Source organism: Amycolatopsis sp. cg13 (assembly GCF_041346965.1).
Taxonomy (GTDB): domain Bacteria; phylum Actinomycetota; class Actinomycetes; order Mycobacteriales; family Pseudonocardiaceae; genus Amycolatopsis.
Map to the genome: position 1 here is coordinate 4,255,266 of NZ_CP166848.1, position 20,729 is coordinate 4,275,994.

At 69.6% G+C, this 20,729-nt stretch carries 26 protein-coding genes; 16 read left to right on the forward strand and 10 right to left on the reverse strand.

Annotated features, from left to right (window positions below; translation table 11 throughout):
- The first annotated feature begins 18 nt into the window (after nucleotides 1-18).
- The 7 genes from AB5I40_RS19370 to AB5I40_RS19400 all read left to right on the forward strand — a co-directional run bounded on the left by AB5I40_RS19370 (nucleotide 19) and on the right by AB5I40_RS19400 (nucleotide 4,545).
- On the forward strand, nucleotides 19-558 hold the full coding sequence (locus AB5I40_RS19370; protein ID WP_370939938.1) for a PadR family transcriptional regulator: 540 nt from the start codon (nucleotides 19-21) through the stop codon (nucleotides 556-558).
- Between the two features lie 84 nt (nucleotides 559-642).
- On the forward strand, nucleotides 643-1,794 hold the full coding sequence (locus tag AB5I40_RS19375; RefSeq protein WP_370939939.1) for a WXG100 family type VII secretion target: 1,152 nt from the start codon (nucleotides 643-645) through the stop codon (nucleotides 1,792-1,794).
- 16 nt (nucleotides 1,795-1,810) lie between these two features.
- Complete coding sequence (locus AB5I40_RS19380; RefSeq protein ID WP_116203433.1) at nucleotides 1,811-2,137, forward strand: hypothetical protein; 327 nt, start codon at nucleotides 1,811-1,813, stop codon at nucleotides 2,135-2,137.
- Nucleotides 2,134-2,931, forward strand: a complete 798-nt coding sequence (locus AB5I40_RS19385; RefSeq protein ID WP_370939940.1) for an ESX secretion-associated protein EspG — start codon at nucleotides 2,134-2,136, stop codon at nucleotides 2,929-2,931. Before AB5I40_RS19380 ends, AB5I40_RS19385 begins: the two co-directional genes overlap by 4 nt.
- Nucleotides 2,932-2,960: 29 nt before the next feature.
- The gene (locus AB5I40_RS19390; protein ID WP_370939941.1) at nucleotides 2,961-3,368 is read left to right on the forward strand and encodes a YbaB/EbfC family nucleoid-associated protein; all 408 of its coding nucleotides are present in this window, start codon (nucleotides 2,961-2,963) and stop codon (nucleotides 3,366-3,368) included.
- Entirely contained in the window at nucleotides 3,365-3,673 is a 309-nt protein-coding gene (locus tag AB5I40_RS19395; RefSeq protein ID WP_370939942.1) for a type VII secretion target, read from the forward strand. Before AB5I40_RS19390 ends, AB5I40_RS19395 begins: the two co-directional genes overlap by 4 nt.
- A complete protein-coding gene (locus AB5I40_RS19400; RefSeq protein ID WP_370939943.1) occupies nucleotides 3,670-4,545 on the forward strand; it encodes a hypothetical protein in 876 nt (291 codons plus the stop codon). The genes AB5I40_RS19395 and AB5I40_RS19400 overlap by 4 nt, the downstream gene beginning before the upstream one ends.
- Here AB5I40_RS19400 and AB5I40_RS19405 read toward each other — a convergent pair.
- The 3 genes from AB5I40_RS19405 to AB5I40_RS19415 are packed head-to-tail and all read right to left on the reverse strand — an operon-like array spanning nucleotide 4,523 to nucleotide 7,544.
- Nucleotides 4,523-4,930, reverse strand: coding sequence for a VOC family protein (locus AB5I40_RS19405; protein ID WP_370939944.1), 408 nt, complete (start codon nucleotides 4,928-4,930; stop codon nucleotides 4,523-4,525). The two genes, AB5I40_RS19400 and AB5I40_RS19405, sit on opposite strands and share 23 nt — an antisense overlap.
- The gene (locus AB5I40_RS19410; protein WP_370939945.1) at nucleotides 4,927-6,381 is read right to left on the reverse strand and encodes a BTAD domain-containing putative transcriptional regulator; all 1,455 of its coding nucleotides are present in this window, start codon (nucleotides 6,379-6,381) and stop codon (nucleotides 4,927-4,929) included. The genes AB5I40_RS19405 and AB5I40_RS19410 overlap by 4 nt, the downstream gene beginning before the upstream one ends.
- Complete coding sequence (locus AB5I40_RS19415) at nucleotides 6,378-7,544, reverse strand: sensor histidine kinase (RefSeq protein ID WP_370939946.1); 1,167 nt, start codon at nucleotides 7,542-7,544, stop codon at nucleotides 6,378-6,380. The genes AB5I40_RS19410 and AB5I40_RS19415 overlap by 4 nt, the downstream gene beginning before the upstream one ends.
- 60 nt (nucleotides 7,545-7,604) lie before the next feature.
- Between AB5I40_RS19415 and AB5I40_RS19420 the strand changes: the two genes are divergently transcribed.
- The 3 genes from AB5I40_RS19420 to AB5I40_RS19430 all read left to right on the forward strand — a co-directional run bounded on the left by AB5I40_RS19420 (nucleotide 7,605) and on the right by AB5I40_RS19430 (nucleotide 10,036).
- A complete protein-coding gene (locus tag AB5I40_RS19420) occupies nucleotides 7,605-8,177 on the forward strand; it encodes a TlpA family protein disulfide reductase (RefSeq protein WP_370939947.1) in 573 nt (190 codons plus the stop codon).
- Between the two features lie 49 nt (nucleotides 8,178-8,226).
- Nucleotides 8,227-8,901, forward strand: coding sequence for a TetR/AcrR family transcriptional regulator (locus AB5I40_RS19425; RefSeq protein ID WP_370939948.1), 675 nt, complete (start codon nucleotides 8,227-8,229; stop codon nucleotides 8,899-8,901).
- Nucleotides 8,902-9,139: 238 nt separating this feature from the next.
- Nucleotides 9,140-10,036 (forward strand): C1 family peptidase, encoded by an 897-nt coding sequence (locus AB5I40_RS19430; RefSeq protein WP_370939949.1) that lies wholly within the window; start codon nucleotides 9,140-9,142, stop codon nucleotides 10,034-10,036.
- A gap of 81 nt (nucleotides 10,037-10,117) precedes the next feature.
- Here AB5I40_RS19430 and katG read toward each other — a convergent pair whose 3' ends face one another.
- Together katG and AB5I40_RS19440 are read right to left on the reverse strand one after the other, a co-directional pair.
- Nucleotides 10,118-12,346 carry a catalase/peroxidase HPI gene (gene katG / locus AB5I40_RS19435; protein WP_370939950.1) on the reverse strand — a complete coding sequence of 743 codons (2,229 nt, stop codon included), beginning with the start codon at nucleotides 12,344-12,346 and terminating at the stop codon, nucleotides 10,118-10,120.
- 29 nt (nucleotides 12,347-12,375) lie between these two features.
- On the reverse strand, nucleotides 12,376-12,807 hold the full coding sequence (locus AB5I40_RS19440) for a Fur family transcriptional regulator (protein ID WP_370939951.1): 432 nt from the start codon (nucleotides 12,805-12,807) through the stop codon (nucleotides 12,376-12,378).
- 147 nt (nucleotides 12,808-12,954) lie between these two features.
- Here AB5I40_RS19440 and AB5I40_RS19445 point away from each other — a divergent pair, with 147 nt between their 5' ends.
- On the forward strand, nucleotides 12,955-13,785 hold the full coding sequence (locus tag AB5I40_RS19445) for an SAM-dependent methyltransferase (RefSeq protein WP_370939952.1): 831 nt from the start codon (nucleotides 12,955-12,957) through the stop codon (nucleotides 13,783-13,785).
- A 54-nt stretch (nucleotides 13,786-13,839) separates the two neighbouring features.
- Here AB5I40_RS19445 and AB5I40_RS19450 read toward each other — a convergent pair whose 3' ends face one another.
- On the reverse strand, nucleotides 13,840-14,529 hold the full coding sequence (locus tag AB5I40_RS19450; RefSeq protein ID WP_370939953.1) for a TetR/AcrR family transcriptional regulator: 690 nt from the start codon (nucleotides 14,527-14,529) through the stop codon (nucleotides 13,840-13,842).
- Between the two features lie 236 nt (nucleotides 14,530-14,765).
- On the opposite strand from AB5I40_RS19450, the gene AB5I40_RS19455 reads away from it, so the two are divergent.
- Nucleotides 14,766-15,002: a hypothetical protein gene (locus AB5I40_RS19455; RefSeq protein WP_370939954.1), complete on the forward strand. Its 237-nt coding sequence runs from the start codon at nucleotides 14,766-14,768 to the stop codon at nucleotides 15,000-15,002.
- A complete protein-coding gene (locus AB5I40_RS19460) occupies nucleotides 14,999-15,142 on the forward strand; it encodes a hypothetical protein (RefSeq protein WP_370939955.1) in 144 nt (47 codons plus the stop codon). The genes AB5I40_RS19455 and AB5I40_RS19460 overlap by 4 nt, the downstream gene beginning before the upstream one ends.
- A gap of 229 nt (nucleotides 15,143-15,371) precedes the next feature.
- Here AB5I40_RS19460 and AB5I40_RS19465 read toward each other — a convergent pair whose 3' ends face one another.
- Together AB5I40_RS19465 and AB5I40_RS19470 are read right to left on the reverse strand one after the other, a co-directional pair.
- Nucleotides 15,372-16,025 (reverse strand): response regulator, encoded by a 654-nt coding sequence (locus AB5I40_RS19465; protein ID WP_370939956.1) that lies wholly within the window; start codon nucleotides 16,023-16,025, stop codon nucleotides 15,372-15,374.
- Entirely contained in the window at nucleotides 16,013-17,260 is a 1,248-nt protein-coding gene (locus AB5I40_RS19470; RefSeq protein ID WP_370939957.1) for a sensor histidine kinase, read from the reverse strand. The genes AB5I40_RS19465 and AB5I40_RS19470 overlap by 13 nt, the downstream gene beginning before the upstream one ends.
- A 146-nt stretch (nucleotides 17,261-17,406) precedes the next feature.
- Between AB5I40_RS19470 and AB5I40_RS19475 the strand changes: the two genes are divergently transcribed.
- Together AB5I40_RS19475 and AB5I40_RS19480 are read left to right on the forward strand one after the other, a co-directional pair.
- On the forward strand, nucleotides 17,407-17,589 hold the full coding sequence (locus tag AB5I40_RS19475) for a hypothetical protein (protein ID WP_370939958.1): 183 nt from the start codon (nucleotides 17,407-17,409) through the stop codon (nucleotides 17,587-17,589).
- 26 nt (nucleotides 17,590-17,615) lie between these two features.
- Complete coding sequence (locus tag AB5I40_RS19480; RefSeq protein WP_370939959.1) at nucleotides 17,616-18,488, forward strand: CPBP family intramembrane glutamic endopeptidase; 873 nt, start codon at nucleotides 17,616-17,618, stop codon at nucleotides 18,486-18,488.
- Here AB5I40_RS19480 and AB5I40_RS19485 read toward each other — a convergent pair.
- Together AB5I40_RS19485 and AB5I40_RS19490 are read right to left on the reverse strand one after the other, a co-directional pair.
- Nucleotides 18,482-19,276 carry an SDR family NAD(P)-dependent oxidoreductase gene (locus AB5I40_RS19485; protein WP_370939960.1) on the reverse strand — a complete coding sequence of 265 codons (795 nt, stop codon included), beginning with the start codon at nucleotides 19,274-19,276 and terminating at the stop codon, nucleotides 18,482-18,484. The two genes, AB5I40_RS19480 and AB5I40_RS19485, sit on opposite strands and share 7 nt — an antisense overlap.
- 15 nt (nucleotides 19,277-19,291) lie before the next feature.
- Nucleotides 19,292-20,029 (reverse strand): LysR substrate-binding domain-containing protein, encoded by a 738-nt coding sequence (locus AB5I40_RS19490; protein WP_370939961.1) that lies wholly within the window; start codon nucleotides 20,027-20,029, stop codon nucleotides 19,292-19,294.
- A 44-nt stretch (nucleotides 20,030-20,073) separates the two neighbouring features.
- On the opposite strand from AB5I40_RS19490, the gene AB5I40_RS19495 reads away from it, so the two are divergent.
- On the forward strand, nucleotides 20,074-20,448 hold the full coding sequence (locus tag AB5I40_RS19495; protein ID WP_370939962.1) for a DUF5997 family protein: 375 nt from the start codon (nucleotides 20,074-20,076) through the stop codon (nucleotides 20,446-20,448).
- Nucleotides 20,449-20,729: the final 281 nt, after the last annotated feature.

Genomic DNA, 20,729 nt, shown 5'->3' on the forward strand with positions numbered 1-20,729 from the left:
GTGCGCTACCCTGGTCCGGTGCCGACGAACGCTCTCGACAACCCGCTGGTGCTGCCGATGCTCGGGCTGCTCGTGGAAACCCCGCGCTACCAGTACGCGCTCCTGCGCGAACTCCGCACGCGCTACCCGTTCCTGAACCCGAAGACGTCGACGGTGTACACGCTGGTCGGCACGCTGACCCGGCACGGACTCGTCGAACCGGACGGCGACGGCGACCCGCGGCCGGTGCGGCTGACCGATGACGGCCTCGCCGATTTCCGCCAACGAATCGAACGGCAGCTCCGCGACGCCGATCCGAACCTCGACTCCCGGTTCCTGATCGCGCTGGCCTACCTCGGTGCCCTCCCGCCGGCACGCGCGGTCGCCCTGCTGCGAGACCGGGCAGAACGGGTTCGAGACCAGCACCGCGAGCTTTCCGCGACGCTCGATAACGCCGATTTGCCGGAAATGCAGATGATCGAGGTGCATTTCCTGGTTTCCCGGCTCCGCCACGACGCCGCGTGGCTCGCCCGCACCGCCGGCCGGATCGAGAGCGGAGACCTCGTCCCGCCCCGGTGATCACAGCTTTCATCGTGATTTCATCGCCGCCCCTTACCGTGCGCGAGTGCCCGGCGGAAGCCGGGCAGAGGCGAAGGCGGGGGTATGACCGGAGAATCCGGATCAGTGGTCGACGCCGCGTCGGCCGGGGTGGAGAACCTGGCGGACTCGGCGCTCGCGGGACTCGACAAGGCGGGGCCGGTCGGCGACCTGGCGCGGCCCGTGGTGTCCGCGCTGCGCAACGTGTGGGAGGGCTACTTCGGCGCCCCGGTCCCGCCCGGCAGCACCAACTGGAACGCTTACACGCACCAGCAGCTGTACCAAATGCTGTGGGAGAAGGCCGACGTCGGCGACGTCAGCACGGTCGCCGCGGAATGGCAGCGGCACGGTTCGGAAATGCGCACGCACGCCGATTCGCTCAAATCGCAGCAGGGGACGCTGCACGAGAACTGGAGCGGACAGGCCGCCGAACGCGCGTCCGGACGGCTGGGTTCGCTCGGCGACCGCGCGTCCGGGATCGGCGACCGCGCCGGGACGGTCGGCGGCGCGGCCCAGAACGCGGGCGATTCGCTCGCCGTCGCGCGCAACACCATGCCGAAGCCGCCAGGCGACCCGACTGGGGGCGCAGTCGCCGCCGCGGCGGCCGGAGCGGGTGCGGGCGCGGTCATCGGCGGGATCCTCGGGGCCGGGGCGGGCGGCATCGGCGCCGGTCCGGGCGCGTTGATGGGCGCGGCGATCGGCGCGGTCGCGGGCGGCGGGGCGAGCCTGTTCGCCTCGAATGTCGCTGCGGCGGAACAGAAAGCCGAAGCGGTGCACGTGATGCAGCGCTACGAAGCCAGTCTGCACAAGAGTTCGCACGCGATCAATCCGCCGCCCGCCGGGGCTACCACCGCGGATTCCTACGGCGCGGACGATTCGACCAGCGCGTCGAGCTATGCCGGCCCGCTCGGCGGAGCCGGATCCGGTGCGGGCAGCGGCATGCCGTGGGGCGCGCTGACCACCGCGGCCCCGGTCGAATCGGGCCTGTCCGCCGGAATTCGCTCCGCGCTCGGCATGGAGGGCGCGATGCTCGCCCGCAACGCCGCGATGGCGGAGATGGCCGCCGCTCGCGCCGCCAGCGGCAACGGCATGATGCCCGGCCGCGGCGCCGGTGCCTCGCAGGAAGAGGAAGAAGAGCACAAGAACAAGATGCCGGTGCTCGACCAGCCGCTCCTGCACCCCGAGGACAAGACCATCAGCCCGGTGATCGGGCTGTGAACGACAGGAGCACCCGATGACCGGCCACGAGGTCGCCCCGAACGCGCTGGACCGCCAGGTCGCCGCGCTGGGCAGACTCGGCGAGCAGACCGGGGAACTCGTCGGTTCGGCGGGACGGCTCGCCGACCGGCTCCCGCAACTGGGCACCGCACCGCCCGCACTGCATTTGGCGCAGCGGCTGCGCGAGGCCGCCGGACACGCCGGTCTCACTGGCGAACTGGGCGCGGCCGACACCGAACTGACCGGGTTCCACGAGGCGCTGCAGGCAGGCATCCGGCGCTATCAGGAGCACGAATCCGGGGTGCAGCAAGCATTCCAGCGGCTCGAACGGCAAGCCGAATGACCGCCGCACTGCCCCGTGTCGGCGACGAAACCGTCCACATCGGACTCGTCGAAGCCGACCTGCTGGCCGCGCACGCCGGGGCGAGCTGGCCGTTTCCGTTGCAGGTCCCGTCTTACGGCCGGATCGAAGGCGAACGCGAGATCCTGTTCGCCACGGCCGGGCAGGCGCTGCAGGCGCGCGGGCTCGCCGACGACTCCGGGCCGGACGGTCTCGCCGCGGAAGCCGTGACCGCGCTGCGCGAACGTCGCGGCATCGTTGATTTGGTGGTGGCGGACGCCGAGGGGGCGACCGCCGTCACCGCACTCGTCTACCGGTCCTCGGCGCTGATCTGCCGGCAGCGGCTCGAGGCCGACACGCTGTCGGTGCGCCGGGTGGACGAGACCGCGCTGGTGGACGCCGTGCTCGCGGAAATCCCGCAGGTGGAGGCGGCCCGCACGATGCCGGTCACGTTGCCCGCGGACGCGGTCAAGGAGGCGATAGCGCTCTCCGACGACGAGGACGACACCTCCCGCGCCCACCGCTTGCGCGATCTCGTCCGCGACAGCGGCGGCGACCCGGCGGCGCTGGACAGCCTCGTCGGCCTGGTCGTCCCGCTGACCGGCCGCGGCCAGCTCGGCGCGACCCGCGACGGGCGCACCCGGGAGGGCCGCGAACTGTCCTGGATGGACGGACCGCGCGGCCGAGTCCGGATCAACCCCGCGCGCGACGGCTGGCTCAGCGTGAACTCGCTGCGCCCGGCCGATCTGCGCTTCGCCCTCGGCGAGCTGGCCACCGCCGCGCGGCGGCCGCGATGACCACACCGAAACCGACCGGAGGACCTTCCGTGCCGATCCAAGACTCGGCGGCCTGGCTCGCCGACTACCAGAAAAACCTGTCCCGGCTGCAGGCCAACGCCGAGGCCGCGAGCGCGAGCCTCAGCCGCGTCGGCGGCCGGGCCGCTTCTCCGCGCGGCGAGGTCGAGGTCGAAGTGGGCCCGAGCGGCGCGCTGACCGACCTGCGCCTGAGCCCCGCCGCCCGCGCGCTGGAAGCGGACGCGCTCGCCCGGCTCATCCTGGCCACCGTGCACGACGCGCACCGCCAGGCCGGCGCCCAGGTCGTGGACATCATGACCGACTACGTCGGCGACGGCCCCGCGCTCCAACTCGTCCGCGACAACCTGCCGGTCGAGGCCGCCCCCGCGGCACCGCGCCAGGAAGACGACTACTTCGCGAACCCGGGGATCATCTCGTGACCGCCGGCTTCGAGGTCGACCCCGCGCAATTGCGCCGGCACGCGGCCACCGTCGGCGATCTTGCCGACCGGCTCGGCAATGTCGCCCGCAGCGCCCCGTCCGGGCTCGGCGACCAGGCGCTCGGCGTCTTCGTGCAGTTCCTCACCGCGGGCCTGCAGTCGGCGGTCGGCAAGACCAACGACGCCGTCTCGCACGCATCGTCCACTGTGGACAAGGTGAGCGCGAACCTGACTCAGGCGGCGGAAAGCTACGAGCGCCGCGACCAGGGCAACGCGGCCGCGCTGCCGGGGAAGGACCTCCCGTGACCGACTCCAGCCAACTGCTGGCGGACCTGAAAACCACTACGCAGGCAGTCGAGAACCACGACTGGGTTTCCGCAGGACTCGGCGGCGCCACCACCGCGCTCGACCTGCTCGGCGCGTCGCAGGACCCGCTCGCCGCACTGACGTCGGCTGGCTTCGGCATGATCACCGAACTGGTGCGGTTCCTGGAGGAGCCGCTGAAACAGTTGCAGGGCAACCCGGACTCGGTGTCGTCGCACTCGCAGGGCATGGAAGGCGGCGGCCAGCAGGTGTCGTCCGTCGCGGACGACTACCGGCAGTCCGCGGGCCCGGAAACGTCGGGATGGAGCGGTTCTTCGGCGTCTAGCTACCGCGACAACAGCTCGCAGCACGCGGACTGCGTCGAGGCGGTCGGCCAGGCGGGCATCGCGATGGCCAAGGCGGCTACTGGCGCGGGGAAGGTCGTCGCGAAGGCGCAGCAGGAGGTCGGCGGGCTCATTTCGGAGGCCGTCGGGCAGATTATCCAGCTGATGACGCAGGCGTTCGCCGCCGCGCAGGCGACGTTCGGCGCGAGCATCGCGGCGGCGATCCCGCAGGCGGTGGCGATCGCTACCCAGTACGGCGGGCAGATCGCGCAGAAGCTCGGGGTTCTGCTGTCGGATTCGGATAATTTGCTGCAGCTGATCACGTCGGTGACGCAGGGGCTGGAGGCCGCTACGCAGCTGATGACGAAGCTGAGCGAGGCTTCGAAGAGCGGTTCTGAGGACTCCAGCTCTTCGGATTCTTCGCAGACTTCTTCGCGTTATCCGGCTTCTTCGCAGTACCCAGACTCGGACTCGCAATACCCGGGTCAGAACCGCCCGCGCACTCCGGTCAGCTCGGCCCAGCAGAGCTGACGAGTTCGACCTCGAAGCCGTCGTCGTTCTGCAGATACGCGGCATAGTGCTCCGCGCCGCCCGCATGGGGATGTTTCTCCGGGAACATCAGCTGCCACCCGTGCCGGGCGGCGTCGGCGGCCAACTGCTCGACCGTCGCGGTGTCTTTGACGTGAAAAGCGAGGTGATTCAGCCCCGGACGGCAGCGATCATGCCGGTCCGCGGTCAGCGCCGGGGATTGCTCGACCACCAGATACGTCGGCCCGAGCCGCCAGCTGCGTCCGGCCGCCCAGTCCTGGAACCGCTGATATCCCAGTTCCTCCAGCAGCCATCCCAGCGACGCCACCGCGCGGCCGAGATCCGGCACCCACAACTCGACATGGTGCAGGGTCCCGTGTTCACTCACGAGGGACCCCGATCCGAGCTGAGCACCACCCGCAGCTCCCGGTCCAGCTCCGCCCCCGGTTCGACGTCCAAATCCGTCCGCAGCCGTTCCCGCATCCGCCGATGCACGGCCAGCGCATCGGCCCGGCGGCCACCGCCATGGAGCGCCCGCATCAGCAGCACCGCCAGCGGCTCCCGATGCGGATGCACCGCCAGCAGCGCCGACAGCTCGTGCACCACCTCGTCGGTCCGCCCGAGTTTCAACTGCAGCAAGGCTTTCTCCTGCACCAACGTCAGCCGACGCTCGGTCAGCCGCAGCCGCTCCCCCTCGACGAACGGGCCCGGCAGCCCCGCCAACGGCTCGCCGTGGAACAGAGCCAACGCACCGGCGTAAGCATCAACGGCGGCAGCCGGATCGCCGCTATGAGTGGCGGTCGTGGCTTCCGAGATTCGATCGGTCAGCTCGGTGACGTCCAGCCGCACTCGCTCCCGGGCGAAGCGGTATCCACCGCGATCGCTGCCTATTACTGAGTCTTCCGTTCGCTCACCAACCGCACGCAGGCATTTCCGCAGCCGATGCACGTACACCGGCACCACCCGGCCACCGGTGCCTGGCGGTTCCAGCCCCCACACGCCGTCGAGCAGCTCCCCAGGGCTGACCGTCTCGCCGGGGCGCAGGACCAGCGCCGCCAGCAGCGCCTGCTGCCGCACCGGGCCCAGGTCCAGCAAGTTCGGTCCCCGCCAAGCCTGCAGCGGGCCCAGGACACTGAACCGCAGCGAGTCCGGACCGGCCTGAGCCGGGGCCGAGCCGGGCGTGACCAGGCCGTGGTCGAAGGCGTAGACGATGGCCGCCGCCCGGTCGCGAAGGCGGAGTTTCGCGCACACCCGCTCGAAATGCGCCTCGACGGTACTCGCGGAAATCCCCAGCGTTCCGGCGATTTCCGCGTCCGTCAGCCCACGCGCGACCGCCGTCAGCACATCCAGTTCGCGCGGCGTCAACAACCCGGACGGCACCGTCGGGCGATCGGAAGCCGCCTGGCGATAGGTCGTGAGCACGCGTCCGGTGACCGCCGGATCGAGCCACGCCTCGCCCATCGCGACGGCTCGCACCGCGCGGATCAGGTCCTCCGCCGAGGAATCCTTCAACACGTACCCGACGGCACCCGCACGCAGCACTCCGGCGAGCAGCTCGTCGTCGTCGAAAGTGGTCAGCGCGAGCACCGGCGGCCGCGGGCCGGACGCGCGCAGCCGTCGCGTCGCCTCGATGCCGTCGACGCGCTTCATCCGCAGGTCCATCACCACAACGTCAACCCCGCCGGCCGCTTCGAGCGCGGCCGGGACCTCGTCGCCGTCCGCGCACTCCCCCACCACCACGAACCCGTCGCGGCGGCGCAGGATCAACCGCAGCCCGGACCGCACCAATTCCTGATCGTCGACCAGCAAGACCCGCATTTCCCCGGCGGCAGCGGTCACGACACGACCTCGCGCGCCAACGGCACCGTCACGTCGACCACCCACTCGCCGCCCTCGGGTCCAGCAGTCAACCGCGCACCAAGCTGACCCGCGCGCGCCGTCATACCCGCCAGCCCCGAGCCGCCCGAATTGCGCGCGCCGCCGTTGTGTCCATTGCGGACAGTCAACCGGGCGTCTTCAGCGCTGATCTCCAGCCGTACCAAGGCTTTCTCCGCCGGGGCATGTTTGACCACGTTCGCCAGCGACTCCTGGACGATCCGGTAGAGCCCCAGCCCCACCGTAGTGTCGACCGCGGTCACGTCGCCCTCCAGTTCGTAATCCGCGACCAGCCCGGCCGCGCACGTTTCGGCCACCAGCTCCGCGATGTCGCCCGCACCGGGCAACGGCCGCGTCCCCGCCGACTCCTGCGAGAGCAATCCAACCGTGCGGCGGATATCGGCCATCGCCGCCCGTCCGATCCGCTCCGCCTCGGTGAGCGCCGCGACGGCCTCGTCGATGTCGCGATCCGTGCGCAACCCGTGCCGCGCGCCCGTGACGTGCAGCAACGTGATGCTCAGCGAATGCGCGACGACGTCGTGCACCTCGCGCGCGATCCGCTGCCGCTCGCCGAGCCTCGCCTGTTCGCGCACGGCCTCCTGCTTGCCGCGCTCGGCGTCCAGCGCGCGCACGTACCAGCGCAGCATGAACCCGGCGGCCATCCCGACCACGACCGCGAGCGTGTACACGGGGAACCCGACGAGCCCGACCGTCAACGCGGCGGCCCCGAGCAGCGCGACCGCCCCGCCGGTCGCCGCGAACGCGACCCGCGCCGTCGCGATGGACCCCAGTTCGCCGGTGAGCACGGCCAGCGGCATCGGCGCGAAGTCCGGCACCACCGGGTACGCCAGCAGCAGCCCGATCCCGGCGAGCATCCCGAGCGCCTTCAGCCACGACGGCGCGAGCCGCCCGGTGAACGCGAACAGCAGCGACGACGACGTGGCCAGCAGAAACCCTGCGATCGCGACCGGCAGCGCGGGCCCGACCCGCTGTCCCACCGCCACGACCAGCCCGATCACCGTGAAGGCGGTCGTCCCCATCGGCACCCACCAGGGCAGCGTGAGCCCGGACTGGGCCAAGCCGTCCGCCAGCCGGCTCCGCAGCCGGTCCCTCGCTGTCTCCCACACGGGGTCCAGCCTAGAAAACCGCATCGGAAGCCGCCGGGTGTATCGGCGATACGATGCCGCGTGCGCTTCGTTCGCCTCTTCCTCCTGCTGGCACTGCTGCCCCTCACCGCGTGCGCGACCGGGAAGGACGCGGTCAGCCAGTCGGACACCTTCGAATTCGTCTCGCCGGGCGGGCAGACGACCATCCACTATCCCGTGCCGCAGCGCAAAAAGGTAGCGGAGCTCAAGGGCCCGAGCCTGCGCGAGCCCGGCAAGGACATCTCGCTGGCCGATTACTCCGGCAAGGTCGTCCTGCTGAACCTCTGGGGCGCCTGGTGCGGGCCGTGCCGGGCCGAATCGCGCACCTTGCAGACCATCGCGGACGCCGGGCGGGGTCGCGGGATCCAGGTGCTCGGCCTCAACGTCCGCGACAACCAGAAGTACGCCGCCGACTTCGTCAAGGATCTCGGGCTCGGCTACGAGTCGATCTTCGATCCCTCCGGCCGGGTCGCTCTGCGACTGCGCGGCCTCCCGCTGGCCGCCGTGCCGATCTCGCTCGTCGTCGACAAACACCAACGAGTCGCGGCCGTCTATCTCGGCGCCGTCCTGCAGACCGACGTCCAGCCGACCTTGGACAGCCTGCTCGCCGAGTAGACCGGCCAAGGTCCAGACCGTTCGGGCGGCGTGCGCATACCATGGGCGGATGACCGCGAGTGGCTACAACCGCCGGGAGCGTCCCGCCAAGCCCGCGCTGAGCCGCGAGGGCATCGTCGCCGCCGCTCTCGACGTCGTGCGCCGCGAAGGGGCCGAGCGCGTCACCATGCGGCGGCTCGCGAAGGAACTGGACACCGGACCGGCCTCGCTCTACGTCTACGTCCGCGACACCGACGAACTCCACGCCGCCGTGCTCGACGAACTCCTCGGCGAAGTCACCGCCACGACCGCCGATGGCGACTGGCGCAGTCGCTTGTGGACAGTCGTGTCCACCTACCGCGACGTTCTCTACGCGCACCCCGGGCTCGCCCGCGTCGCGCTCGTGACCCCCTTGAACGGGCCGAACTACCTCGCCATCGTCGACACCGTGCTCGGCCTCCTCGCCGAAGCCGGCGTGCCGTCCGGCCCCGCCGCGTGGACCGTCGATCTGCTGCTGCTCGTCGCCACCGCCAGCGCGGTCGAGCACAGCACCCGCAAGGACCGCCCGGACTCCGACCAGCGGCACGACGCGCTCGCCGAAACCGTCCGCGACCTCTCGCCCGAAACACATCCGCACATCGTCGCGGCGAGCGAGAACCTGTTCTCCGGCAACGGAGACGCGCGTTCCCGGTGGGCGATCGACGCCCTTCTCAACGGCGCGCGCACCACCCCGCTTCCCGACTAAATGGTTCAGACCAGAAGAAAACGAGTTTCCCAAGAGTCCATAATGGACCAGTACGCCGGAATAGCGGCGTTAACGGGCGTAATGTCCGCTTGATCGATCCGCTCCAATTCGGCAGTTGATGCGCTCCCTCCTTTCGTAGGTTCCCGGAAAATTTCCGCCGATCTACCTTTGCAGTGGTCGGATCCACCTCCCCACCCTTTCCGATTTCTTTTTCTGCATGTCCAAAGGAGTACGCAGGATGCAGATCAGAAAAACGTCCGCACTCGTTTCCCTGCTCGCCGCGGCCGGCCTGGCCGCGGCGATGGGCGCGACCCCTGCCACCGCGGCCGCCGCCCAGCACCACCCGCAGCACCTCAAGCACGGCCTCGGGCTGAACGTCGCCGGACTGAAGGCCGCGCAGACCCGGATGCACGCCCACGCGAATTCCGCGCTCCCCGTGCACCCCCGAGCCACCGCCGAACTGCCCTCCAGCGGCGACCTCACCCAGTACGCCAACGCCCCCGGCGACCAGGGCCAGGTCGGCTCGTGCGTCACCTGGGCCACCGGCTACACCGGCTACGGCGTGCTGATGAACGAGCAGGGCATCACCGGCGGCCCGATGGCCCCGATGTTCATTTACTCCCAGATCGCCAAGGGCAATGACCAGGGCACCTGGGCGAGCGTCGCGCTGCCGATGGAACAAGAGCAGGGCATCGACACCAAATCCGACTACTGGCAGGGCGATTTCGACTACACCACCCAGCCCGACCAGAACGAAAAGGCGAATGCCGCGCACTACAAGCTGTCCGGCTACACGCAATTGTCGTCGAGCGGCGACGCGGCGCGGTCCGACATCGAGAACGCCATTTCCCAGGGCGAACCGGTCGCAATCGGGTTCAATGTGCACCAGAGCTTCATGAACCTGGATTCCTCGACCGCGAGCGACTACTCGTATCTGCCCGGCGACTCGAACAGCGACCCGGTCGTCGGCGGGCACGAGGTGACCATCGTGGCCTACAACGACCAGGGCGTGAAGATCGAGAACAGCTGGGGATCCGGCTGGGGCGCAAGCGGTTTCGTGACCGTGCCGTGGTCGTTCTTCAGCACCGGCGACGTCGACGAGGTCAACGCGATGGGCAAGCTCGTCCAGAGCTGACCCCACGCGATTGAACGACAAAAAGGGCTCCTTGCGGGAATTCCCGCAAGGAGCCCTTTCTTGATCAGCGGATCAGGAAACTCAGACCAGGTCGTACCGGTCGTTGTTCATGACCTTGTGCCACGCGGCGACGAAGTCGCGCACGAACTTCTCCTTGGCGTCGTCGCTGCCGTACACCTCGGCGACGGCGCGCAGTTCGGAGTTCGAGCCGAACACCAGGTCGTTGCGGGTGCCGGTCCACTTGACCTCGCCGGTGGCCAGATCGCGGGCCTCGAAGGACTCCGCGTGCGGGCCCTCGCCGTCAGCAGGCTTCCACTCGGCGCCCATGTCGAGCAGGTTGACGAAGAAGTCGTTCGTCAGCGTGCCCGGCCGGTCGGTGAGCACCCCGGCAGCCGAGTTCTGGTAGTTCGCGCCCAGCACGCGCAGGCCGCCGACCAGCACGGTCATCTCCGGCGCGCTCAGGTTGAGCAGGTTCGCCTTGTCGACCAGCAGGTACTCCGACGGCAGCGGGTTGGCCTTGCCGCGGTAGTTGCGGAACCCGTCGGCCTTCGGCTCGAGCGGCGCGAACGAGTCCGCGTCGGTCTGCTCCTGCGTCGCGTCGGTGCGGCCCGGCGTGAACGGAACGGTGATGTCGACGCCGCCGTCCTTCGCCGCCTTCTCGACACCGGCCGCGCCGGCCAGCACGATCAGGTCGGCGAGCGAGATCTTCTTGCCGCCGGTCTGCGCGCTGTTGAACGCCTCCTGGACGCCCTCGAGCGTGCGCAGCACCTGAGCCAGCTCGTCGGGCTCGTTGACCTCCCAGCCGCGCTGCGGCTCGAGGCGGATGCGGGCGCCGTTCGCGCCGCCGCGCTTGTCGCTGTGGCGGTAGGTCGACGCCGACGCCCACGCGGTGGACACCAGCTGCGCGACCGAAAGGCCCGACTCGAGCAGCTTCGCCTTCAGGTCCGCGACGTCCGCGTCGTTGACCAGCTCGTGGTCGACGGCCGGGACCGGGTCCTGCCAGATCAGCTCTTCCTGCGGCACCAGCGGGCCGAGGTAGCGCTGGATCGGGCCCATGTCACGGTGGGTGAGCTTGTACCAGGCGCGGGCGAAAGCGTCCGCGAACTGGTCCGGGTTCTCGTAGAACCGGCGCGAAATGGGCTCGTAGATCGGGTCGAAGCGCAGCGCGAGGTCCGAGGTCAGCATGCTCGGCGCGCGGTTGAGCTCACCGCTCTCCGGGTCCGGCACGGTGCCCTGCGCGGCGTTGTTCTTCGGCTTCCACTGGTGCGCGCCGGCGGGGCTCTTGGTCAGCTCCCACTCGTAGGTGAACAGGTTGTGGAAGAACCAGTTGCTCCACTGCGTCGGGGTCGGGGTCCAGGTGACCTCGAGCCCGCTGCCGATCTGGTCGCGGCCCTTGCCGCTGCCGAAGCTGTTCTTCCAGCCGAGGCCCATCTGCTCGATCGGGGCGGCCTCGGGCACCGGGCCGACGTTCGCGTCCGCGTCGCCCGCGCCGTGCGTCTTGCCGAAGGTGTGGCCGCCGGCGATGAGGGCGACGGTCTCCTCGTCGTTCATCGCCATCCGGGCGAACGTCTCGCGGATGTCGCGCGCCGAGGCGATCGGGTCCGGGTTGCCGTTCGGGCCTTCCGGGTTCACGTAGATGAGGCCCATCTGGACCGCGGCGAGCGGGTTGTCCAGCTCGCGGTCGCCCTTGTAGCGCTCGTCGCCGAGCCAGGTGCGCTCCGGGCCCCAGTAGATGTCCTCGTCCGGCTCCCACACGTCGGCGCGGCCGCCGGCGAAGCCGAAGGTCTTGAAGCCCATGGTCTCGAGCGCGCGGTTGCCCGCGAAGACCATCAGGTCGGCCCACGAGATCTTCTTGCCGTACTTCTTCTTGACCGGCCACAGCAGACGGCGCGCCTTGTCCAGGCCGACGTTGTCCGGCCAGCTGTTCAGCGGCGCGAACCGCTGCTGGCCGCCGCCCGCCCCGCCGCGGCCGTCGTCGATCCGGTAGGTGCCGGCGCTGTGCCAGGCCATCCGGATGAACAGCGGGCCGTAGTTGCCGAAGTCGGCCGGCCAGAATTCCTGCGACGTGGTGAGCAGCGCGTCGACGTCGCGGGCCAGCGCGTCGAGGTCGAGGCTCTTGAACGCCTCGGCGTAGTCGAAGTCCCCGCCCATCGGGTCCGCCGCGGGGGCGTGCTTCCGGAGGATCTTCAGGTTGAGCTGGTTCGGCCACCAGTCACGGTTCGCGGCGCCCTCGGAGGGGTACCCCATGCGGCCGGTGACCGGGCATCCCGCCGTGCGGTCCTCGGCAACGGAATCAAGCGATTCGGACAACAGAAATCCTTCCGGGAATCAGGTCTTGCTCAGGAACTCGGCACAGCGGAACAAGCGGGGCAGCGCCCCCAGTAGACGACCTCGGCTTCCTCGACGACGAAACCGTGCGTCTGCGAAGCGGTCAGGCAGGGAGCCTCGCCGACCGCGCAGTCGACGTCCTCGATGGCACCGCACGAGCGGCACACGACGTGGTGGTGGTTGTCCCCTACCCGGGCCTCGTACCGCGCGACCGAACCGGGCGGCTGGATACGCCGCAGCAGCCCCGCCTCGGTCAGCGCGCGCAGCACGTCGTAGACGGCCTGGTGGGAAACCTCGCCGAGATCCGCGCGCACCATGCCGATGACGGATTCGGTGTCCGCGTGCGCGTTGGCGTGCACCGCGGAGAGCACGGCCACCCGAGGGCGCGTGATCCGCAAGTGCACTCCGCGCAGCAGCTGCTCGAAGTCCGCGGTCGTCGGCATGCCCCGGAGTCTGCCGGATTTTCTGGAATGAATCAAGAATCTGTCACCCACTCCGGTTGTCCTCCTCCTGGCGGTCGCTTGACAGCGCCGGCGGGCTACTGTGAGTAGGCCAAAGAGACGCCCGACACATCCGAGGTGACGCCAGAAATGACCGAGGCCGTCGAATCGCCCAGTTCGCACCCGGTCGGGGTCGATATCACGCGAGCGAGCATCGCCCGGGTGTACGACGCCGCGCTGAACGGCACGAACAACTACGAGATCGACCGCAGGGTTCTCGAGCAGGTCGCGACGGTGGCCCCGGAGGTCGCCGACCTCGCCTGGGCCAACCGCAACTTCCTCATCCGGGCCTGCCGCTTCCTCGCCACCCAGGGCCGGGTCACCCAGTACCTCGACTGCGGCTCCGGCCTGCCCACCGCGGAGAACACGCACCAGGTCGTGCAGCGGATCATCCCCGAGGCCCGCGTCCTGTACGTGGACAACGACCCGGTGGTCCTCGCGCACGGGCGCGCGCTGCTCGAGGAGAACGAGAACACCCGCTTCATCGACGCGGACATCTTCAAGCCCGAGCAGATCCTGCAGAACGAGACCGCGCGCGAGTTCCTCGACTGGACAAAGCCGATCGCGTTGCTGCACAACGGAACCCTGCACCACTACCTCGGCGACGACTACGCCGAGATGATGCAGACGTACGTGGACGCGCTGCCGTCCGGGTCGTTCGTCGTGATCGCGCACTTCCTCGACCCGGAGACGCCCGAGCACAGCGAGATCGCCCGGCGGATGGAGGAGAAGTTCACGCACAGCCCCATGGGCAGCGGCGTCTTCCGCACCTGGGAGCAGATCGGGCGGATGTTCGGCGGCACCGAACTGGTCGACCCGGGCCTGGTGCTGTGCGAGGACTGGTGGCCGGACGGCCCGCGCTACCAGCCGCTGAACCAGGTCCAGGAGTGCATCGCGGGCGCGGTCGGCCGGAAGGCCTGACGCTTCTCGCTCGACTGTCCGTGAAGGGCCCCTCGAGATTCCTCGAGGGGCCCTTCACGGACGTTCGACGATACGGAAATCCAGCTCGGACAACGGCGAATCCGGGTTGAGCGCCACGCCGACCGTGCGCAGGGTGTCGTCGAGGATCGACCAGACCCAGCGGGCGAGCAGCTGGCGCAGATCGTCGCGGTCGATGCCGCGCGGGGCCTCGAGCCAGTGCGCGGTGCTGGATTCGACCAGCCCGACCAGTCCGTAGGCGATGGTCTCGCCGACCCGCTGGTCCGCGCCGAACAGGCCGAGGTAGTACTCGAACAGCACGGTCAGCTGCCGGGCGATCGCGGTTTTGACGTCCGCGACGACGTCGCGCGGCCCGGTCACCGACTGGCGCATCAGATATTGGTAAAGCTCGCGGTGTTCGGAAAGCCATTCGATGTGCGCGCCGATCGTCGCGTGCACCATGTCGCGCGGAGTTCCGGCAACTCCCCACAGCGGCGAGAATTGCGCGCCGATCATTTCCGCCGCGCGCAACGCGATAGCGCGCTGCAGATCCGCGGTGTCGGCGAAATGCTTGTAAATGCGCGTGCGAGCGACACCGGCCTCGTCGGCGATCTGCTCGGTGGACACCTCCGGCCCGTATCGGGCGATCGCGCGCATCCCGGCTTCCACGAATTCCCGGCGCCGGCGTTCCCGCTGCCCTGCCCACCGGGTGGCCCGCCCGTCGGGCGGAGTACCTGAGGACGTCATCCGCGCGAGTGTATCGCCGGGTCACATACTGGATACGGCGCTGTACCTGTTACTTTGGGTATAGAGGGATGACTGTCCGTGGTCGGCGTTGCCTCGATGTAGCAGTCGCGTTCAGAGCGGCCGTTGCTTCGATGTGACCCAGATCATGGACCGGGAGTGCGTCATCGGCACGCGGGGAGCGAGTCGCGTCGATGAAGCGAGCGTCGCCCACAAGGGTGGCGTGCAGGGAGGAACACATGGACGGCGAACAGCACCGGCCCGAACTGTCCACCGGTCACCGGGTCATCTACCTGGTCGGCCAGCGCACCGGCAGGCGGCAGCTGTGCAGGCGCGGGGTGGTCACCGGAGCCCCGGTCACCGACGACGCGACGGCGGTCACCTGGGTCCCGGTCCAGGTAGACGGCCAGGCGAGAGACGCGAACCCGCAGTGGATCGCGGCCGACGCGATCATCGACGTGGTGAGCGCGTCATGAGCGGCGAGCAGGCCGTGGCCACCCCGATTTTCGACGGCGTGGTCGCCGAGGCCGGGCTGGACTGGTCCGAAGAGGACGTTCCGGCCGGCGGCAAGAGCGGCGGGACGGACGAGGCCAAGAAGGCGGGCTCCGGCAAGTAACCGCCGTTCTCCAGCACCGCACCGGCTCTCCGGTGCGGCACTCGCCCGCGCCCGCATCCCGGCGGCAAGACGCGATGAGGCCACTTCGGTGTCACCGATTCGCGTGTTCGACACTGCACTCGTCCGAGTGAACTGCGCGACCCCGAATTTCGGCGGATTCGCCGTGCGCGGTCGATCCATGCCGCGAATAGCCAACTCCCCACGGATTCGTCCAGTGTTACGCAAAAAATCAACGGCGGGCTTCGTCCAGATACCGCAGCACCGCGGTAACCCGCCGATCCGCGCTGTCGTCCGGAGCCAAATCCAGTTTCGCGAAAATGCTGCGAATGTGTTTGTGCACCGCGCCGTCGGTCACCACTAATCGTTCGGCGATCGCGCCGTTTCCCAATCCCTCCGCCATCAATGCCAGCACATCCCGTTCTCGCGGACTGAGCCGTTCCAATCCGGAATCCGCGCGCGTCCGGGTCAGCAATTGCGCCACCACCTCCGGGTCAATCGCCGTCCCGCCGTCGGCGACCCGGTTCAGCGCTTCCATGAACTCCGTGACTCGCCCGACGCGTTCCTTCAGCAGATACCCCAGCCGCGCGCTGCCGCCGCCCAGCAGATCGGTCGCGAAGGCCTGCTCGACATACGCCGACAGCACCAGCACCGCCAGCCCCGGCCGTCGGCGACGGGCTTCGACAGCCGCGACAATGCCCTCGTCGGTGTGCGTCGGCGGCATCCGGACGTCCACGACGGCGGTGTCCGGCTCGTATTTGTCCACCGCGGCAAGGAAATCAGCCGGGTTGTCCGTCGTCGCGACGACGTCCAAGCCTTCGGCGCGCAACAGCAGCGCGAGGCCTTCGCGCAGCAACGAGTCGTCCTCGGCGATCACAATCCGCATGGCAGGCTCACAGTCAGAGTGGTCGGTCCGCCGGCGGGGCTCGCCAGCGCGAAAGTTCCGTCGAGCGCCTCGATCCGGCGGCGCATCCCGCCGAGTCCCGAGCCGCCGGTTTCGGCAGCACCGCCGCGGCCGTCGTCGGTGATCCGGAGGTGGAGCAGGTCGTCCTGCCGACGCAGCACGACCTCCACGTGACGGGCACCGCTGTGCTTGGCGACGTTCGTGAGCGCCTCGGCGACCACGAAATACACCGATGCCTCCACCGAAACGGCGTACCGGCCAGGCAGGTCGGCGTCGATCGTGCACGGCACCGGGCAGTCCGCGGCGAGTGCGGTCAACGCGTCGGCGAGGCTCCGGTCGGCCAGCACGGGCGGCAGGATGCTGCGCACCACCGCGCGCAATTCGGCGAGCGCGGCCTCGGTGGCGTCCTGCGCGCGGCCGAGGATCTCGTCGACGTCCGCCGAACCCCGCACGGCTGCCCGGCGGGCCGCGCCGACCAGGACGTTCACCGCGACCAGCCGGTTCTGCGTGCCGTCGTGCAGCGCCCGTTCGATGCGGCGCAGCTCAGCGGAATGCGCGTCGAGCGCGGCGGCGCGGGTGGCGGTGAGGTGGGCGATCCGCAGCGTGACGTCCGCGTCCGAACCCGCCGGCAGCAGCCGTCGGCCGGGCAGCGCCTGCAGCCGCGCCATCGCGGGCAACAGCGCGACGGAAAGGAACGCCCACGCGACGCCGAGCAGCGACACCGGAAGCGCTTCGGCCAGGCTGTGCACCGGCCAGCCGAGCGAGGCCGTCGCGTCGTCCGGCGGCAGCAGGTACCAGTAGAGCGGGAACAGCCCGTCGCGCGCGGTGTTGAGCACGATCGTCAGCCCGATGAAGCCGAGCAGGAACCCCGCGAGGCCGTGCACCACAACCCACAGCACTTCGCGCTGCACAGTCCGGTCGCGCAACGCCGCCCCGAGCCGCTCGGGACCCGGGCCGGGGCTGATGACGTCCGGCTTCATCGCGGTGAGCCGGATCCGCTCCCGATCGGCGACCGCGTGCACGACGCTCAACATCGGCCGCGCCAGCACCAATCCGACGCCCACGAGGCACAACAGCGCGACCGTGACCACGCCGAGCAGCACCAGCAACGCCAGCACCGAAGTACCGATCCCGCCGACGAGGTGTTCCAACGCGTCGAGAGCAGCCCGGACCCGCACCGGCCACGAACGCGGCCGAGGTTCGCCTGTGGTTGCCATCGCACCTCCTAGCACCTCACGCGCCGAACCCTAGCCGAGAAACCCGCCCCGACGCCCCGGTGCGGCGCGAAAGTACAGCCTGCTGTACCTGGATCCTCCCGCGCACGGGATCGTCCTGGCGAGCCCCGATTCGTAGCGTTCGCGGCATGACGAAAACACCCGCCAGACAAGGCACCCGGCCACTGCTGTGGGGCGTGCTCGTACTCAGCGCCGCAGCCAACGCCGTCACCTCAGCGCTCGGCGTGAACCTCCTGCTGAGCACCATTTTCGGCGTCGTCACCCTCGCCGCGGGCATCGCCCTCATCGCGAACTACCGCACTCACCGCTGAACCATCCACAAAGGACTCTCTCGCTCATGACCGCACTACGCGCCCTCGTCGCACGCCGCCCCATCACGACCTTCTTCGCCCTCGCCATCACGCTCAGCTGGCTCGCGTGGATCCCTTACGTGCTCTCGGACAACGGCCTCGGCATCGTCCACTTCGGATTCCCGCCAGTACTCGGCACGACGCAAATCCTCGGCATGCTCCCCGGCGCGTACCTGGGCCCGATCTTCGCCGCGTTCCTCGTCACCGCACTCGCCGAAGGCCGCCCCGGGCTGCGCGCGTGGGCCGGCCGGTTGCTGCGCTGGCGGGTGAACTGGCGGTGGTACGCACTCGCCCTCTTCGCGGTCCCAGTCGTGCTGACGATCTCCAGCCTGCCCTTCGCCGGACCATTCCGGATCCCCGCCGCGTCGCTGATCCTGGTGTGGGCCTTGGGCTTCATCCTGCAGGTGATCACCACCGGCCTCGCCGAAGAACCCGGCTGGCGCGATTTCGCCCTGCCGCACTTGCAGCCGAAGTACGGGCCGTTGCGCGGCACGCTGATCCTCGGTCCGCTGTGGGGCGTCTGGCATCTGCCGTTGTTCTTCACCGAATGGGGACACTGGCCGAACGTGACGGTCTGGTCGGTGCTGGAATTCGTCGCGACTGCCATCGCGATCAGCTTCGTGATGACCTGGGTGTTCAACCGCAGCGGCGAAAGCCTGCCGATCGCGCTGCTGCTGCACGCCGGGATCAACAACTACCTGTCCGTCGCCTGGGGCGAACTATTCCCCAGTGCGGACCCGAAAATCGCCGAACACCTGCTGTTCGCCGCCTTCGCCGCGGCCGCGCTGATCGTGGTCGTCGCGACCAGGGGCCGTCTCGGCTACCCCCACGCTGTGCGGGAACTCCAAGTCGCTCAGTAGTAAATCTGCCCGGGAACCCCGCCGCCGACCGCGATAGCGTCCCCGTTGATCGCGACACTGCGCGGAGACGCCAGGAACGCCACGACGTCCGCCACCTCGGCCGCCGTCACCAACCGCCCGATGCTCACTCCGGCAGCGAGGCTTTTCTCCAGCTCCGCCACCGAAATCCCCCGCATCGCGGCGATCTCGGCGAACTTCTCCGGCGTCCGCTCGGTGACCGTGTAGCCCGGATGCACCACCGTTGCGGTAATGCCCTGCGGCCCCAGTTCGTCGGCGAGATTTTTGGTCATCGCCGCGACCGCGACGTTGCGAATCGAGCCGAACGTCGAGGCGGCGATCCGCGCGTTGAGCCCGCTGACGTTCACGATCCGGCCCCAGCCGCGCTCCCGCATCCGCGGCGCGAGCGCGCGGGCGCACCGCAGGTAGCCGAGCACCTTGGTCTCGATCTCGGTGCGCAGGTCGTCGTCGCGCAGGTCGTCGAGCGGCGTCCGGACCCCGCTCGACGCCGGAGCCGCGCAGTTGACCAGGATGTCCGCCGCGCCGAACTCCGTCGCGACCCGCTCCGCCATCGCCGCGACCGCGGCGTCGTCGGTGGTGTCGGCGACCACCGCGATGACCTTCGTACCATGCCTGCCGACGCTTTCCACCGCCGCCGCGAGCGTTTCCTGGTCCCGGGCGACGAGCGCGAGGTCCGCCCCCTCCGCCGCGAGCACCTCGGCGACCGCCAGCCCAATCCCGCGGTTAGCGCCCGTGACGACCGCGCATTTGCCCTTCAACCCGAGATCCACAGCTTCTCCCCTGCGTTAACGACGCCGACGAGGCTTGCCGCGCCCGCCGGGCTTGGGCGTATTCCGCCGACGAGCCGGTTCGCGCTGCTGCTGCGGCTTCTTCTTCGCCGGTGCCGCCTTGCCCGTCTTGGCCTGTGTTTCCTGCTGCCCGCGAGTGCTGTTCACCGTGCGCCCGCGGACGATGCCGATGAACTGCTCCACCAGGTCGCTGGTGTCGCCCTCCGGCCAGGACAACGCGACGCGCGACTGCACCGCGTCCTCGACCGGCCGGTACGTGAGGTCACGACGATGATGCAACCGAGCAAGCGACTGCGGCACCAGCACCACGCCGACCCCCGCCGCCACCAGCTCGATCGCGTCCGCCGTCGTCTCCGGCCGCTCGAGCGCGGGCTTGCCGGGCAGCTCGTCCCAGCCGAGCGAGTCGTCGAGCGGATGCAGCACAAGCTCGTCCGCGAGGTCCGCAATGGACACCTCGTCAGCCGCCGCGACCAGGTGATCCTTGGGAACGATGACCACGGTGGTCTCGGTGTAGAGCGGAATCGCGTGCAGCCCTTCGCGGTCCTCGGACAGCCGCAGCAACGCCGCGTCCGCCTGCCCTTCGCGCACCGCGTCGGCGGCCTCGGCAGCAGTGACCGCGACCAGGTCAAGCGACACTTCGGGATTGCGTTCGCCCCAGATCCGGACCCACTTCGCGGGGGTCGCACCCGGAACGTAGGCGAGCCGGAACGCCGAGGCCTGGTCGGCTCCTGTCACGTGGCAAGGCTACCGGCGCTGGGTCGCCGGTTACGCTGGTGGGCATGACGGCGCAGAAGACCCCCCAGACCATGAAGCCGGCGACGGCAGCGAAGAAGCTGGGCGTCTACCTCGAAGCCACCCCCGCAGAGTTCCGCGCGGGCGCCGTCTCGCGCGACGAGCTGAACGCCCTCCAGACGGACCCGCCGGAATGGCTCCGCGACCTCCGCCGCAACGGCCCGCACCCGCGCCCGGTCGTCGCCGCGAAACTGGGAGTCTCCATCGGCGGCCTGGCCCGAGGCGGCGTCACCGAGGCCCTGACGACGGACCAGATCGAGGCCCTGAAGTCGGAGAATCCCACCTGGCTGCAACGCGAACGCGAAACCCAAGCCGAGGTCCGCCGCGAAGCCGCCCGATTGAACGCGGAGAAGACTGAGTAACCGTCCACTTCGGACTTTCTTGCCGCAGAAGTACGTGAGGGGAACCCTCAGGGACTCTGATTCCCTCAGGGTTCCCCTCACGACCACGCAGCCGGGGATTCCTTCGCCGACGCATTCCCTCAAGGGCCCCTTCACGGAACGCCGCGACGCCGCGACGCGGCCTCCGGTGCGCCCCACGCACCCAATGCGGCGTTCGGTGCGTCAGATGCACCCAATGCCACATTGGGGGCGCTACCCCCGGCCGCGAACCCAACGCAACCAGGCACTGAGCCGTGCGCACT